The organism is Flavobacteriales bacterium (assembly GCA_020635855.1).
Lineage (GTDB): Bacteria > Bacteroidota > Bacteroidia > JACJYZ01 > JACJYZ01 > JACJYZ01.
In genome coordinates, this window is record JACJYZ010000002.1 from 515,755 (window position 1) to 532,006 (window position 16,252).

General features: G+C 52.3%; 18 protein-coding genes. All 18 read left to right on the forward strand.

Going from position 1 to position 16,252, the window contains the following annotated elements; genetic code table 11:
* Positions 1 to 27: 27 nt before the first annotated feature.
* The 18 genes from H6585_02230 (at position 28) to H6585_02315 (ending at position 16,238) form a co-directional block, all read left to right on the forward strand.
* A complete protein-coding gene (locus tag H6585_02230) occupies positions 28 to 1,239 on the forward strand; it encodes an ABC transporter permease (GenBank protein MCB9447145.1) in 1,212 nt (403 codons plus the stop codon).
* A gap of 2 nt (positions 1,240 to 1,241) precedes the next feature.
* Complete coding sequence (locus H6585_02235; GenBank protein ID MCB9447146.1) at positions 1,242 to 2,462, forward strand: ABC transporter permease; 1,221 nt, start codon at positions 1,242 to 1,244, stop codon at positions 2,460 to 2,462.
* 18 nt (positions 2,463 to 2,480) lie between these two features.
* Positions 2,481 to 2,963, forward strand: coding sequence for a GyrI-like domain-containing protein (locus H6585_02240; protein ID MCB9447147.1), 483 nt, complete (start codon positions 2,481 to 2,483; stop codon positions 2,961 to 2,963).
* 6 nt (positions 2,964 to 2,969) lie between these two features.
* Complete coding sequence (locus tag H6585_02245; GenBank protein MCB9447148.1) at positions 2,970 to 3,437, forward strand: hypothetical protein; 468 nt, start codon at positions 2,970 to 2,972, stop codon at positions 3,435 to 3,437.
* A 160-nt stretch (positions 3,438 to 3,597) separates the two neighbouring features.
* Positions 3,598 to 4,332: an SDR family oxidoreductase gene (locus tag H6585_02250; protein MCB9447149.1), complete on the forward strand. Its 735-nt coding sequence runs from the start codon at positions 3,598 to 3,600 to the stop codon at positions 4,330 to 4,332.
* 176 nt (positions 4,333 to 4,508) lie between these two features.
* On the forward strand, positions 4,509 to 5,063 hold the full coding sequence (locus tag H6585_02255; GenBank protein ID MCB9447150.1) for a hypothetical protein: 555 nt from the start codon (positions 4,509 to 4,511) through the stop codon (positions 5,061 to 5,063).
* A 269-nt stretch (positions 5,064 to 5,332) separates the two neighbouring features.
* The gene (locus tag H6585_02260; GenBank protein ID MCB9447151.1) at positions 5,333 to 6,754 is read left to right on the forward strand and encodes a B12-binding domain-containing radical SAM protein; all 1,422 of its coding nucleotides are present in this window, start codon (positions 5,333 to 5,335) and stop codon (positions 6,752 to 6,754) included.
* A 463-nt stretch (positions 6,755 to 7,217) separates the two neighbouring features.
* A complete protein-coding gene (locus tag H6585_02265; protein ID MCB9447152.1) occupies positions 7,218 to 7,739 on the forward strand; it encodes a DUF1572 family protein in 522 nt (173 codons plus the stop codon).
* A 131-nt stretch (positions 7,740 to 7,870) separates the two neighbouring features.
* On the forward strand, positions 7,871 to 8,317 hold the full coding sequence (locus H6585_02270; protein MCB9447153.1) for a VOC family protein: 447 nt from the start codon (positions 7,871 to 7,873) through the stop codon (positions 8,315 to 8,317).
* Between the two features lie 136 nt (positions 8,318 to 8,453).
* The gene (locus H6585_02275) at positions 8,454 to 8,882 is read left to right on the forward strand and encodes a hypothetical protein (protein MCB9447154.1); all 429 of its coding nucleotides are present in this window, start codon (positions 8,454 to 8,456) and stop codon (positions 8,880 to 8,882) included.
* Complete coding sequence (locus H6585_02280) at positions 8,872 to 10,338, forward strand: peptidase S41 (GenBank protein ID MCB9447155.1); 1,467 nt, start codon at positions 8,872 to 8,874, stop codon at positions 10,336 to 10,338. The genes H6585_02275 and H6585_02280 overlap by 11 nt, the downstream gene beginning before the upstream one ends.
* Before the next feature lie 7 nt (positions 10,339 to 10,345).
* Entirely contained in the window at positions 10,346 to 10,756 is a 411-nt protein-coding gene (locus H6585_02285; protein MCB9447156.1) for a DUF1801 domain-containing protein, read from the forward strand.
* Between the two features lie 38 nt (positions 10,757 to 10,794).
* A complete protein-coding gene (locus H6585_02290) occupies positions 10,795 to 11,184 on the forward strand; it encodes an STAS/SEC14 domain-containing protein (protein ID MCB9447157.1) in 390 nt (129 codons plus the stop codon).
* A 52-nt stretch (positions 11,185 to 11,236) separates the two neighbouring features.
* Positions 11,237 to 11,569 (forward strand): carboxymuconolactone decarboxylase family protein, encoded by a 333-nt coding sequence (locus H6585_02295; GenBank protein ID MCB9447158.1) that lies wholly within the window; start codon positions 11,237 to 11,239, stop codon positions 11,567 to 11,569.
* Between the two features lies 1 nt (position 11,570).
* On the forward strand, positions 11,571 to 12,605 hold the full coding sequence (gene arsS, locus H6585_02300) for an arsenosugar biosynthesis radical SAM protein ArsS (protein MCB9447159.1): 1,035 nt from the start codon (positions 11,571 to 11,573) through the stop codon (positions 12,603 to 12,605).
* A 74-nt stretch (positions 12,606 to 12,679) separates the two neighbouring features.
* On the forward strand, positions 12,680 to 14,053 hold the full coding sequence (locus H6585_02305) for a hypothetical protein (protein MCB9447160.1): 1,374 nt from the start codon (positions 12,680 to 12,682) through the stop codon (positions 14,051 to 14,053).
* A gap of 225 nt (positions 14,054 to 14,278) precedes the next feature.
* Positions 14,279 to 15,121, forward strand: a complete 843-nt coding sequence (locus H6585_02310; protein MCB9447161.1) for a UDP-2,3-diacylglucosamine diphosphatase — start codon at positions 14,279 to 14,281, stop codon at positions 15,119 to 15,121.
* Positions 15,102 to 16,238, forward strand: coding sequence for a glycosyltransferase (locus H6585_02315; protein ID MCB9447162.1), 1,137 nt, complete (start codon positions 15,102 to 15,104; stop codon positions 16,236 to 16,238). Before H6585_02310 ends, H6585_02315 begins: the two co-directional genes overlap by 20 nt.
* The last annotated feature ends 14 nt before the right edge of the window (positions 16,239 to 16,252 follow it).

Sequence of the window (16,252 nt, forward strand, 5' to 3'; positions counted from 1 at the left end):
GACGGAATGTGATCCCCAAACAACCGGATGTACTGGAAACTGGCATGGCGTAACCTTTGGCGCAATCACCGGCGTACCATCATCACCCTTACTTCGGTGATGCTCGCGGTGGTGCTGGCCACCACCATGCGGTGCCTCCAGCTGGGTACCTACGATACCATGATCAACAACGTGGTCGGATACTATACCGGCTACCTCCAGCTGCAGGGAAACGACTACTGGGACACCCACTCCATTGATAAAGGATTTACCTTCGATGCCCCCCTGCAACAACACCTCCGCTCCATCCGTCACATCCGGAGTTTTACCCCGCGCCTGGAAGCATACGTGCTGGCCAGCAGCGATACCAAAACCAAAAGCGCCATGGTGGTGGGTACCGACCCGGCCATGGAAGACAGCGTAACACAACTCGGCGGTAAACTTATCAACGGCCGCTACTTTTCCGCAGATGACCGCTCCGTGATCATCGCGGAAGGCCTGGCCGATGTGCTGAAACTTCACACCGGCGATACCGTGGTCGTGCTCGGACAAGGATACCACGGCGCCAACGCGGCCGGCAAATACCCCATATCCGGCATTGTTCATTTCGGGGCTCCCGAACTCAACAAGGGCATGATTTACCTGCCCCTGAAAGAAGCCCAATGGCTCTTCGGCGGAGACGTGGTGACGTCGGTGGTGATGATGCTCGACAACCGCAACGACATCAACGGAGCACGCCATGCCCTTGAGACCGGTTTGCCCGAAGGCCTCACGGTGATGGATTGGAAAGAGATGATGCCCGACCTCGTACAGGCCATCCGTGCCGATAATTCCGGCGGTCTCATCATGGCCGGCGTACTTTACCTGATCATCGCCTTCGGGTTGTTCGGTACCTTCCTGATGATGCTTGCCGAACGCCAGCATGAATTCGGGATCCTGATTTCCATCGGCATGCGGCACATCAGCATCGTGCGTATGGTGCTGCTGGAAATCCTGTTGATCGGGGTGATCGGTACCGCCGCCGGTTTTGCCTTGAGCGTGCCCGTGGTATACTGGCTCCACGAAAACCCGATCCGCTTTACCGGAGATGCGGCCCAGAGCTTCGCTGCGTACGGCTTCGAACCTGTGATGCGCGCTTCGCTTGATCCTTCCATCTTCACCGCACAGGCCGAACTCGTGCTGTGCATCACCCTGCTGCTGGCGCTTTATCCGCTGGCACGCATCCTCAAATTAAACGCACTTAAAGCCACCCGAAGCTAACCATGATGATGCTCAAAATAGCCTGGCGCAACATCTGGCGCAACCGCACCCGGAGCCTGGTGATCGTGGGCGCCGTGTCGGTGGGTATCTGGGCGGCTCTCTTCCTGATCGCATTTTCATGGGGCATGAGCGCCCAACGGATCTCCGATGCCATCGAAAACCAGCTGGGCCATTTCCAGGTGCATCATCCCCAATTCAGGGATGAAGATCAGGACCTGAAATACCGGTTGGAAAACGGCATGCAGCTCGCCGCCGACCTGCAGCGTGATCCCCGGGTGAAAGTCGCCACGGCGCGCCTGGTGGTGCCGGCACTGGCTGCGTCGTCGGTCACTAGCTCTGGCGTGGAACTCGATGGCATCGTGCCGGAAGAAGAACAACTGCTCACACACCTGGATCAGAAGCTGAAGGAAGGCACGTATTTCGAAGACATCCGACGGAATCCTGTCATCATCAGTAGCAAGCTGGCCGATATGCTCGACGTGAAGCTGCGTTCGAAGATCGTGCTCAGTTTCCAGGGACCGGAAAAGAACATCGTGGCTGCTGCCTTCCGTGTGGTGGGTGTATATCGATCGGCCAACAGCGGTTACGACAAGCTGCATGTGTTCGTGCGAAGAAGCGATTTGCAGGCGCTGGTGAACGATGATCAGATGGTGGATGAGGTGGCAGTCAAACTGAACAGCCTCGATTCTGTCAATGGTGTCCTCAGTGATTTCCGTAAAGTACATCCCGATGTACAGGCTGAATCGTGGGCCGATCTGGCACCCGATCTGAAGGTGCTCAACAGCGCGTTCGACCAGGGCATGCAGATTTTTGTTTTCATCATCATGATGGCCCTCGCCTTCGGTATTGTGAATACCATGCTGATGGCCGTGCTGGAACGCATCCGCGAACTGGGCATCCTCATGGCGGTGGGCATGAACAAGGGCAGGGTCTTCCGGATGATCATGCTCGAGACCATCCTGCTCTCCTTGTGCGGAGCCCCGGTGGGCATCTTCGTTGCCTGGTTGTCGATTTACTGGTTCGGAACACATGGCATTGATCTGGCTGTGGTCGGACAAGGACTTGAGAGCTTCGGTTACGGAAGCATGGTGTACCCGTCCATCGCCTCCCACTTTTACGTGGACATTGTCGTACAGGTATTCGTGGTGGCCGTGCTTGCCGCCATCTACCCGGCCCTGAAAGCACTCCGCCTCAAACCCGTGGAAGCCATCCGCAAAATCTAAACCCCCAAGCATCCAATCATGGAACCCAGGATCGAAACCCTGAAGGAAAAGAAACTCGTGGGCATGCACATCCGCATGTCATTGGCAGATAACCAAACGTTTGCGCTGTGGAGCGGATTCGGCCCCAGGAGAAGAGAAGTGAAAGCATTGAATACCGACCTTTTTTCCTTGCAGGTGTTCCCCCTCAGCTACGACTTCCACCGGTTTGATCCCCAGGCTTCTTTTGAAAAGTGGGCGGCTGCGGAGGTGGCATCGTTTGATGATGTGCCGGAGGGCATGGATACCCTTGTTTTGCCGGAGGGCCTGTATGCCGTGTTCATCCACAAAGGACCGGCCAGCGAAGGTGAGCGGACTTTCCGTTATATCTTTCACACCTGGTTGCCGTCGTCGGGGTATATGCTGGACAACCGTCCGCATTTCGAACTCCTCGGCGCCAAATACAAAAACAACGAACCCGATTCGGAAGAGGAAGTGTGGATTCCGATCCGGTCTTTGGAATGAAACAACATGGGTGATTATCGTTCGCGTCTGAAGGGGTGGTATGTGCATGCCGCGGTGTATCCGTCGATCGCCATGGTGGTTGTGTGTACGATTTATTCGGTCTGGAACAACCGCGACTACCAAAGCGAATGGCTGACTTCAATGGCTGTTGTTCGGATGATGTTTCTCTTTGCCCTTGTCTACGGCGTATGGATGTGCCTGCTGGCCCTGCCCATGTGGTTGAATAAAAATGAAAGGGTACGCAACAACGGGCTCCTGAATACCATCACATGGTGGGGTTGCCCGCTTGGAAACTTCATGGCATGGACACTGTACGTGGTGCGGGTGATTCAAATGAAAAACGATTCCGCCTGGCCTGTCTTTATCTATGCCCTGATTTTGAATCTTCCCTATATACTTTCCCTGGCCCGAACCTATGTGCAGCAACGGGCGGTGGCCATTGGTGAAATGAAACAAACGGGTTCCCTCCCGTAGCATCCGTTGAAATACCGATGCAAACCGGTTAACAATTTGTTCAGGAAAAAGTGGTGCATCGTACATGTGATTTGGGTATATTTATCAGGGGTTGATATTAACCCTTGATCCACACTCCGCGCCTGAACCCGGCCGGAGCGATACACAAAACCACATTCCCATGAAACTATCCAACAATACCATTCTCATTACCGGCGGTGCCACAGGTATCGGCCTCGGCCTCACCGAACGCTTCATCCAGGAACACAACACCGTGATCATCTGCGGAAGACGTGAAGACCGGCTGAAGGAAGTTGCCGATCGCTTTCCTTCCGTGATCACACGCACCTGCGACCTGGCCGTTGCCTCCGAAAGAGAAGCGCTTTTTCAATGGATATCCGAGGCACATCCCGAACTGAACGTACTCATCAACAACGCCGGTATCCAGCAATGGATGCAGCTGCCCGACGATGATTTTTACCGCCGCGCCAAGGAAGAACTCGCCATCAATGTAGAAGCTCCGTTGCACCTGGCACACCTCTTCTCGAAACTGCCATCCCTGGATACCATTGTGAATGTGACATCCGGACTCTCATTTGTGCCGCTCGTAAAGGTACCGGTGTATTCCGCCACCAAGGCCTTCCTCCATTCCTTCACCCTTTCCCTCCGGGAAATGGTGCGTGACAAAAACATCGAGGTGATCGAAATGGTGCCTCCGGCACTCAACACCGACCTGGGTGGTGTGGGACTGCACGATGCCGCTCCTCCCGTAGGCGATTTCGTTGAAGCTATTTTCGACCAGTTGCAGCAGGGACAGGAACAACTCACCTATGGCATGAGTGCAGCCGTGTCCAAAGCCGGACCGGAGGATCTCAAAAAAGCCTTCGAACGGATGAACATGGGGGTGCCTGCATAGTCCGTAAACCCCGTTTGAAAACCGGATTCTATTTGTAAAAGGCAAGGTGTCTTCATACCTTGCCTTTGTTGTGTCAAACCTATACGGAGGTGAACCACACGATCTTGTTGGCATACAAGCAACGCCCGTTGTTTGTCGCAGGGATGAATCATTGTTAACCCAAACCCAACAGCATCATGGAAAACTTAGCAGAACTCATTAAGCAACTCGAAGATCTCCTTCAAACCGCCCGCGAATGGGGTGAACTCACGCCGTCGGATAAGTCGGGTATCGCCAAAGAAATGGAGCAGGACTTCCTGCGCAAAGCGCGTGACGTGGAGCGCAAGATCAACCAGATCCGCCGCCGTATCGCCCGCGCCCGTGCCATTGGAAAAGGTGTGGTGAGAGGAGGCGTATACGTAGCACTGGCTTATCTGCTTGTGGCCGCCATCATAGACAACCGCACAAAATTGCCGCCACAAAAAGGTGGATCGGGTGCCTGCAACATCGCCGCAGGAATCAAAGACCTGCACGTGGATCCGTCGGCCATCGGACCCAAATCGGCCCTGAAAAAAGCATATGCCGAACTGGATGCACAATGCGCCAAGGCCGGACTGAAATGCGCGGGCGGCAACACCAACTGCGAAAAATGCGAACCCGACGTGGCCGTGCAAACCGTGGACATCAAAAACCGCCTCTTCTGGTACACGGCGGATGTGACGGCGAAGTGCCAGTGTTGGTGCAAGGATTAGTCGTAAGTCATTAGTCGTAAGTCGTTAGTTGTGCGTAGGTCATTGGGATAGTTAGGAATGAGAGATTGCGTAAAGGTTTAAGTTCACAACCGGACGGCTGGTCCTATACTACGCCATGTCAAACCTGCTCCATCGGAGCAGAACATTGGTAGCAAGAGTCTTTAGTCGTAAGTCTTTAGTCGTTAGTTGTACCCGGCATCTATTGTCTAACATCTAATATCTCATGTCTCCTTCCAACAAACCCTTACCTTCGTCCTTTCCGATTCCGTATGTCCATTCGCAAAAAGATCATCCTCTACAACCCGAGTGCCGTGTTCTTCGACATGCCCCTGGCATTGCTCGCCATTGGTTCTGTGGTAGACCCGGATCGCTACGAAGTGATCATCATCGACGGGCGGATCGAAAAAGACCCGCGTGCAAAGGTGGCGGCACATCTGCCCGATGCCTTGTGCTTCGGTACCACCGTGATCACAGGCGCACCCATCCGCGATGCGCTGGAGATGTCGGAGTTTGTGAAGTCAAAGGCACCGAACCTTCCCGTGATCAGGGGTGGATGGCACACGTCGCTCTTTCCGTCCACACCACTGGAAGAACATACCTGCATTGACATCACCGTACAGGGCCAGGGAGAGGACACATTCCGCGAACTGGTCGCCGTGTTGGAGGAGGGAGGAAACCTTGATGTGATCAAAGGAATCACTTTTCGTAAAGACGGCCGGGTGGTGAAGAATCCGCCACGCCCGATGGCCTCTATGGAAGGCTTCGGTCGGGTGAACTACGACCTGGTTGATGTGGAGCGCTACTTCAACAAGAAGGGTCGCCGCCAGTTCGACTACATCTCATCCACCGGTTGCTATTTCCGCTGTGCCTTCTGCGCCGACCCGTTTGTGTACGAACGCCGCTTCACCGCCATCCCCGGTGTACGCATCGCTGAAGACCTGGCACACTACCATGCGAAGTACAACTTCACCGATGTGAATTTCCAGGATGAAACATTCTTTACATACCCGAAACGCATCGAAGATTTTGCGCATGCGCTGGTCAACCGAAACCTGCACATTTCCTGGGCCGCCACCATGCGCGCCGATCAGGGTGAGCGCATGACCGATGACCTATGGCAACTTTGTAAGGCATCCGGACTCCGGCGTTTGCTGATCGGGGTGGAGTCGGGATCGCAGGAGATGATGGACTGGATGAAGAAAGACATCAAGCTCACCCAGGTTTTTCATTGCGCCGACAAATGCCGCGACCTCGGTATCGCCGTGATCTTTCCGTTTATCGTCGGCTTCCCCGGAGAAAGCGACCGCAGCGTGGAAGAGACCATCCAGGTGATCCGCCAACTGCGACGTAAAAGCCCACGCTTCGAAACCCCCATCTTCTACTTCAAGCCTTACCCGGGGTCGGCCATCACACAACAGGTGGTGGAGGCGGGGTACGTGCTGCCCGCATCCACCCGGGAATGGGGCGCCTTCGATTGTATAGGTTCATCGGGTCCGTGGGTGAGCCGGGAAAAGGAAAGATATTTCGAGGCTTTCAAGTTCTACCTCAAATGGGGGTACGGAAACGCCGGCGGTGCATTCCTGCTTCCCTTGAGGAAAATGAGCCGCTGGCGCTGCGAGAAGGGGCAGTTTGCTTTCCCCATCGAGCAACGCATTGTGGAAACGTTGCGACCGAAGCAACGGTTGTCGTGATGGAGTCGCGAGTCTCAAGTGGCGAGTTTCCTGCCTCCGCCAAGGCTACGGGCGGGCAAGCAAGTTGTACGCGGCTCATCTAAGCTTCATGACATCTATTGTCTGAAGTCTATCGTTTCATATCCATCCCACATTGTGGCGTTCCTATGGAACGCGATTCATCCATCTTGCCTCATTGCCACCAATGGGATGTTCCTAACGGAACATGGCATTGGTCAGCGTTTTTAAATCCTGACCGACGATTTCTGCTCCATCGGAGCAGCACATTGGTAGAATGAATCGTATGCGTGAATCAAGCGTGCCATAGGTACGCCACAATAGTCGTGAGTCTTTAGTCGCAAGTCTTTAGTTCTGCACGATAAAAGTCTATCGTCTCAAGTCTAACATCTGTCGTCCATCATTCTTTTCAAATCACCCAAACCCAAAATCTCTATCTTTGAAATAAACACCCAATACTTCCATCATGACGCCGCAGGAACTCAACGGTATCATCCAACAATTCGAGGCCTACAAGGCGCTCGGTGAAAAAACATTCGCGCAACTTCCGGACGAAAAACTGTTCTGGCAGTACAATGCCGACAGCAACAGCATCGCCACTGTGGTGAAACACATGTGGGGAAATATGCTGTCGCGATGGACGGATTTCCTCACCACCGACGGCGAAAAGGAATGGCGTGAGCGGGAAGCCGAATTCGAGAACGACATCACCACAAGGGAGGAATTGCTTAAAAAGTGGAAGGAAGGATGGGGTTGCCTGCTGGGTGCCCTGCATTCGCTATCGGAAGAAGATCTGCAGAAGCAAGTGAAGATCCGCAACCAGCCGCATACCGTACCCGAAGCCATCTTCAGGCAACTGGCCCACTATTCATACCACGTGGGCCAGATCGTGTACGTAGGTAAAATGATTGCAGATGGCGACTGGCAATCGTTGTCGATCCCCAAAGGCGGTACGGCGGCCTTTAATAAAGAGAAGTTTGGTAAATAGTCTCCCTCCTTCGCTAAAGCTATGGCGGGCAGGCAAGTCTCAAGTTACACCCTGCTGATGTAAGCAGCTGAGTCTCTACAAAGCCCAACTACAAACCAAAAACCAGAAACCAGAAACCACAAACTTTACACATGACCACCGTTAACGCTTATCTCAACTTCAACGGGAATTGCGAAGAAGCCTTCCTATTTTACCAATCCGTCTTCGGCGGTGAATTTTCGTACCTGGGACGCTTCAGCGAAATGCCACAGGGAGAAAGCAGCAAGCCCATTCCGGCGGAAGAAGCCAACCGCATCATGCATGTCTGTCTTCCCATCAGCAAAGAAACCATGCTCATGGGAAGCGATGTTGGGGGCGACTGGGCGCCCAATTTCAACTTGGGCAACAACATCACCCTTTCCATCCATGCCCGGAAAAAGGAAGAAGCCGACCGCCTGTTCAGCGGACTCTCAGCGGGCGGTACGGTTACCATGCCCATGAACCAGACTTTCTGGGGCGATTACTTCGGCATGTTCATTGACAAGTTCGGTATCAACTGGATGGTGAGCCACAATCCGAAGATGAATACGGGAGAGTAACTAAGTCTCCCGCCTTCGCCAAGGCTACGGACGGGCAGGCAAGTCATGAGTCTCAAGTTGGATCCGACAGGGGTGTTCAATGCGATTACTACCGGGCTTAACTACAAACCAAAAACCACAAACCAGAAACTCTATTTTGAAGCGTCTCCTGAAAATCATCGCGTCCGTTGTGCTGTTGTTCAATGCAGCAGGTGCCGTGTACGGTGGTTGCAGCCTGATCGCATTCCCCGACGGAAGCGGCATGGGGTTGTCGACACAGCTGTTGGCACATTCGCCCTTTGATACTTTCCTTGTGCCGGGCATCATTCTCTTGCTTGTCAATGGGGTGTTCAGCCTGGTGGTTTTCGGAACGCTGATCCAGAAGTACAAGTATGCAGCCAGACTGGTGTTCTTACAGGGAAGCCTGTTGCTCGGATGGCTGGTGATCCAGGTTGCCCTGATTCGCATGCTTTATTTTTTGCACTACGTGATGGGTGCCGTGGGGTTGGTGCTGGTTGTGGTTGGCAGGATGCTGGAGTCCCGCAAAAGAAAATTAATATATACACGTCAAACCAATGAATTGTAAGATCAGGATACCATGGTTGTTTGTTGCACTGATGCTGATAGCGATTCGTGCGGATGCGCAGGATTGCTCATGTGAAGCACAGTTCCGATGGTTGAAGAAGACCTTCGAGGAAAACGATGCCGGATTCTCTTATGCTGTTTCCAGGAAAGGAGCGGAGGCATACGCCAGCCATACCGAACAGATGGAACGGAAGGTGCAGACCATCACCGATCTGGATACATGTGTGCAGGCCATGTCCGATTGGCTGAAGTTTTTTCGATCCGGACACATGTGGGTCGGCGCGAAGCGGGATGCTGCTCAGCCTAAAGAGGAAAATCCCGCGGAAGTGAGGAAACGGTTTGCAGGATGGGAGACATACCCGATTGACATGAAGGCATTCGGGATACGCATGAAGAAAATGACGGTGCCTGGCTTTGAAGGGATATGGTCTACCGGCCCCTACACCATGGCAGTTGAGAAAAGGGGTGAGGAATACGTGGGTGTTGTGTTGGACGCCGACAGCGTATACTGGATGCCGGGCCAGGTGAAAATGAAGATCATGACGGCACCGGATGGCGCATTTAATATGACCTACTACATGCGTGATCATTCGGCACAAACATTCAACGACGTAAAACTGATCGGGAACAACTTGCTGCAGGCGGGTTTCATTATCCTTCAACGAAAAGAGCCTGAGTATAAGTCCAACCCTGATATCCTCAATTACTATCGCCTGATGGATGCCTCCGGACCTTTCCTGGAGCGGTTATCCGAACAAACGTTGCTGTTGCGCATTCCTTCCTTCCAACATGCCTGGAAGAAGGCGATCGACAGTGTACTGACCGCCAACCATGATCTCATCATTCACACACAAAACCTGATCATCGATCTGCGTAACAACGGGGGAGGAAGCGATGCCAGCTACGAACACATCATCCCCTACCTGTACACCAACCCCATACGCAGCATTGGTGTGGAACTGTTGTCGACCCCGCTGAACAACAAACGCATGGAAGATTTCATGGCAGACCCCGATTGGTCGGAAGAGGAAAAAAAGTGGGCACGTGAGTCGCTCGGGAAACTGAAACAACATCCCGGTGAATTTGTCAACCTGGATACCTCCGGTGTTATCATTGAAAGATATGATACCGTGTACGCCTTCCCCGAAAATGTGGCCATCCTCGTTCATGAAAACAACGGAAGCACCACCGAACAGTTCCTGTTGGCGGCACGGCAAAGCAGAAAGGTGAAATTGTTCGGCACCACCACCGCTGGCGTACTGGATATATCCAACATGTATACCGTTACCTCTCCCTGTGGCAACATCCAGTTGGGATATGCCCTGTCGAGAAGCCTGCGCATTCCTGACATGGCCATTGATGACAAGGGCATCTTGCCTGACTATTTTATTGACAAGTCTGTTCCCTCTTACCAGTGGATATCCTATGTGCAAGGGATACTGGAGAGAACCAAGTGACACGGATATGAAAATGCAGGATGTTCATTTCAATTCGGTGGAGGAACTGCTCGACTACCTGCCGCGGGATGAAAGAAACATGGTTGAAGTCTTACGCCACCTGGTGTTCGACAGTGTGCCACGCTGCCGGGAAAAGCTGGCCTACCAGGTGCCTTTCTATTCCGGTTTCCGGCGGATTTGTTTCATCAGGCCCGGTTCCGTTCCCTGGGGCAAAGTGCGTCAGCAAGGCGTACAACTGGGGTTTTGCTATGGCTTCATGATGGAGGATGAAACAGGTTTTCTGGAGAAAGGCAACCGGAAGCAGGTGTACATCAAAACTTTTATGAAACCATCCGATATCAATGCCGACCTGGTGAAAGCATACCTCTTTGAAGCAGTGCGGGTGGATGAGGCCATGCGAAAGATCCGGCGTGGCTGATTTGTGTATCTTCGCTTATGCCTTCAGACAAACCGGGTATTGTCGTTCCTGACGATCGCCCCACCTATGAAACCGAATTGTCGACCTATTGGTTTGAGCCCGATGGTTTGCTGATCTCGTTGTCGAAACCACCCAAAAGAACATTGACCAACACCAACGAGAACTTCGAACTGGTGGCCCGCATCACCAACCAAACCAAGGTGCCTATGCTGGTGTACATTTGCAATTCACCGGTGCCTGATAAGGCTACGCGGCAGTTTGTTGCGCGGAAGTTGCCCGACGTGTACAAGGCCATGGCCATGGTGTCCGGAGGTGCTCTGGGCAAACTGATCATGAACATGATTTTCAGTATCAACCCTCCTTCTATCCCCATGCGTTCATTTTCGGATGAAGAAAAGGCAAGGGAATGGCTGCGGACCTTTTTATAAATCATACCGGATACCCGGATGAAAACGAAAATCGAATCAATCTGAAAAAGAGATGGAGACCTACTACAAACCGGAAGACCTGAAGAAGTTCGGAAAGATCGGCGAGTTTCATAAACCCCTTGCCGATAAATTCTTCGACTATTACAACGATGTGTTCAAGGAAGGCGCCCTCACCGCGCGGGAAAAATCCCTGATCGCATTGGCCGTATCCCACGCGGTTCAATGTCCTTACTGCATTGACGCCTATACCACCGATACGCTCGAAAAAGGATGTACCGAAGAACAGATGATGGAAGCCGTTCATGTGGCAGCCGCCATCAGGGGTGGTGCCTCCCTGGTGCATGGTGTGCAGATGATGAACCACACGAAGAAGATCATGATGTAGCATGAAGTCGCTGAAAGCACAAGGTCACCCGTTGTCCGATGCAGCTGCCCAATTGGAGTGGCTGCACGCCGACGACAAGGTGCGGTTTGATGAAAAGTTGCGGCAATGCGGACAGATGCCTTTGCGTCCTTCTGGCATTGACATCCTTCAGGTGAACGTGGGCAAGATGTGCAACCAAACCTGCAGGCATTGTCACGTGGATGCCGGACCCGATCGCAAAGAAGTGATGACCCGCGATACCATGGAGCAATGCCTCGACGTGCTCAGCCGGCATAACATCGGTACGGTGGATATCACCGGTGGTGCACCCGAGATGAATCCGCATTTCAGGTGGTTCGTGGAAGAGGTTTCCAAGATGGGCAAGCATATCATCAACCGCTGCAACCTCACCATCCTGCTTGCTCACCCCAGGTTTGCCGATCTGCCCACCTTCTTTGCCCGCCACCGGGTGGAAGTGGTGTCTTCCTTGCCGCATTATACTCCCGTACGTACCGACCGTCAACGGGGTGAAGGCGTGTTTGAAAAGTCGGTGAAGGCATTGCAAATGCTGAATGAAGCGGGCTACGGTCAACCCGGTAGCGGACTTGAACTGAACCTGGTGTACAACCCCACCGGCGCCCTGCTCGCCGGTCCGCAGGAATCATTGGAGGCCGATTACAAGCGCGAACTGCACGAACGGCATGGCATCGTTTTCAACCGCCTCTTCGTGATCACCAATATGCCCGTCAGCCGCTTCCTCGACTACCTCATCACCAGCGGAAATTACGATACATACATGCAGAAACTGGTGGATGCCTTCAACCCCGGTGCCGCTGCCAATGTGATGTGCCGCAATACCCTGTCGGTGGGTTGGGACGGTTTCCTGTACGACTGCGACTTCAACCAGATGCTGGACATAAAGGTGCAGTGCGGTGCAGATCACATTTCACAATTCAATGCAGGTGAACTGGCCGCACGTGAGATTGCGGTGGACCGGCATTGCTTCGGTTGTACCGCAGGATTGGGATCGAGCTGCGGAGGACAAACAGCCACGTAAAATGTATTTGATACATTTACGCTTATATCAAATTTGATTGCATGCGCCTCCGTTAATTTGTTTTTGATCTTACCATGAAAAACCTGAAAACCCACCTGGGTATATCCATCCTTTTCCTGTTGGTATTCTTCGCCCTGTTTTATTCTTTTACCCAACCGGCGATGTACCGCAATACCATGGGTAAAATCTCGCAGAATTATGTGAATGTGGATGGGGAAAGGAAAATGGAGAGCATGCCCTTTACGCACATTACCAACGACAACTATGTGAGATGGGACGGGTTGTTTTACAGGAACATTGCGCATTACGGATACAATCAGGAGGAATCAACCGGAGAGTATTCCTTTGCTTTCTTCCCGCTTTATCCTTTGTTATGGAAGGTGCTTCATTTGCCCTCATCCGCCATGTTGTTCGTAAACTATTTGTTGTATGTCGCTTCGCTGTATTTGTTGCTGACTATTTTTCCGCAAGAAGAGACGTATAAAAACAGACTCTTGCTATCCTTTACGCTGCCCAGCGTGGTCATTTTTTTCATCCCCTATACCGAGGCTTTGTCGATGTTCACCACGGTGGTCGGATTGTGGGGTTGGAAGAACAAAAGAAACAACATATTCTTCATCGGTTTTCTCCTGGCATCCCTCACCCGGCCGTCTTATACCTTCCTGGCCTTGTCCATCGTATGTGCGGAATTATATTTCATGCCCACCCACAAGTCGTGGTTGAAGATGATCAGGAACATGGTGTTTCGCCTCCTGCCGTTGTTGCTGGGAACGGCCATCGTATCATTCGTGCATTTGTTATATGGAAGCGGCGATCCGTTGAAATTCGTGCATGTGCAGAAGTACTGGGAGAATATCCTGGCGGTACCGCATGATCTGCGCGACTGGTCGCATGAAGGTTTCTCCATCAACCTGGGTGTGGTATACATGATCTTCATACCCCTGCTGTTGTTGGTGATTACAACGAGTTTGAAGCAAGTCAGGCGCATGTGGGATGGACAAGCCGGTCAGGAAGTGGATGTCAGACACTATCTGGTGGTGTTGTCCATGATCTATCTGATCGGAGCGACATTGTTCGTGATTTTGTTCCGGGCCGGTAGCCTGCATTGTTTGTTCCGGTTCACGTTGTGTACACCGTTTGCCTATGTGCTGCTGATCGGAGGCTTCGGGTATGTCCGGCAGGTGCCCGAACAATTCAGGCTGATTATCCTGGCATGCGTTGGACTCGCCGCCATCTTTTCCCTGGCTGTTGTTCCTTACTCAACCTATTGGGATTTTTCCGATCTCGGGTTGTTTATCCTCCTTGCCGCGTTGTTCCTTTGGCTGTTTCAGGACCATGCCGCTACCAGGGTGTATCGCATCGCACGCACTGCGGTGATTGCCGTTAACCTGGTGTGGACCTGTTACCTTTTCAATGCCTACTTGTGCGACGGTTGGATTTTTGCCTGACAGGTCATGCCCTGTTCGGGCAGGGTACATTCCTGGATCACATCCCGTCCATATTACATTTATGCCCGTATTCCCGTAGGTAAACGCCGGTGCCCCGGACCACAGGCTTTTTCACGTTGTGATACGGATGTGTTATGATTCTTAATACGGAAGCGAAGATTTCATAAAACTGGCGATACGCAATCATCACATGAGAAGGGTTCCTTTGTGAAACCTCTCTGAAGATTGAAGGCATACTACAAAACCATTGTTATCTCAGACCTGCATCTGGGAATCCGAAGCTCCAAAGCGAAGGAAGTCGTTAAGTTTCTCAAAAACCATGCGTGCGACAAGCTGATCCTCAACGGTGATATCATCGATGGATGGCAGTTGCGCAAGTCCGGCGCATGGAAGCAAAAACACACCCGGTTTTTCAAGCTGGTGATGAAAATAGCTTCCGACTGTGATACGGAGATCATCTACCTGCGCGGGAACCACGACGATTTCCTGGATGAGGTGATCCCCTTCCGGTTCGGTTCATTCACCATCACCAAAGACCACGTTCACGAATCTTTCGGGAAAAGGTATTACGTGGTGCACGGAGATATTTTCGATACCGTTACCACCCGGTTGAAATGGGTGGCCAAACTCGGCGATGTCGGATATACTTTCCTGCTCTGGCTCAACCGCAAATACAACAACTACCGCGTTCGTAAAGGGTTGCCCTATTATTCCCTCTCCCAGCGCATCAAACTGGCGGTGAAATCGGCCGTTTCATTCATCACCGATTTTGAAACACAACTGGCGGAAGTTGCCAAGGCCAAGAAATGCGAAGGAATCATTTGTGGACATATCCATCATCCGGCCAATAAACACATCGGTAACATCCATTACCTGAACTCGGGCGATTGGGTGGAATCGCTGACCGCATTGGTGGAAACCGACAAAGGTGAGTGGAAGATCATCCTGTATGAAGACTGGCTGCAGGAGCACAAACAACAGAAAGCCTTGCTGAAGGCCTTCAAACAAAGGACCATCCAGGCCTCACAAAACCAACCCGCCACGCAACATGCCACACATCAGAGGTAGTAAGTTTCTGTTTATCGTGCAGGGCGAAGGAAGAGGCCACATGACACAGGCCATATCCCTGCAGAACATGCTCATCGATCAGGGCGCCGAAGTGTGCGAAATCCTGGTGGGACAAAGCAGCAGCCGAACCATCCCGGAGTTCCTTTACAAACAGGCAAAGGCACCTGTGAGTGCATTTGAAAGCCCGAACTTTATTACCGATAAAAAGGGTAAATCCATCCGCATCCTTCCTTCCGTGACCCGCAACCTGATGCGATTGCCGGTGTACACGAAAAGCATGAAAATGATCCATGCGAAGGTGAAAGAACACGAACCGGACATGATCATCAATTTCTATGACCCGCTGGCGGGTTTGTTCAACCTGTTCCACAACCAGAAAGTGCCGATGGCCTGTATCGCCCATCAATATATTTACCACCATCCCGGCTTCGAATTTCCCAGCCGCAACTTCGCCAACATCACCGCACTGAAGGTGTATACCTACCTCACATCCATCGGGGCGGTAAAAAAGTTCGCGCTGTCGTTCTATCCCATCAATACGAACTATCGAAGATCCATCGTGGGTACACCACCGCTGCTTCGTAAGACCCTGTTCGATTATACCCCAAGCGATGGCGATTACCTGCTGGTTTACCTTGTGAATAAAGGCTATGCGGAAGATGTGATCGAATGGCACAAGAAAAACCCGTCGGTGGAACTGCATTGTTTCACGGACGACAAACAAGTGAAAGGTGAGCTGAAATACGACAATACCCTATGCTTCCATTCCCTCGACGATAAAAAGTTCCTGGAGAAGATGGCGGGAGCGAGGGGGCTCGTCAGTACCGCCGGCTTTGAGTCGGTATGCGAAGCCATGTACCTAGGCAAACCCGCACTCATGATACCTGTTCAGGGACATTTCGAACAATACTGCAACGCCCGGGATGCATTCAAAGCGGGCGCCGGCATTTATGACGATGCCTTCCGGATCGGGCGCCTGCTGGATTATTTGCCGCGATACAAACAAAGTACTACTTTCAGGCACTGGGTGCAGGACGGGCCATCCATTATACTGGGAGAACTGAACGCGATTCTGGCTGCCAGAGCGGCCGCGGTCATGGAACCGGCAATGGCCTGATCTTTCCCTCACAT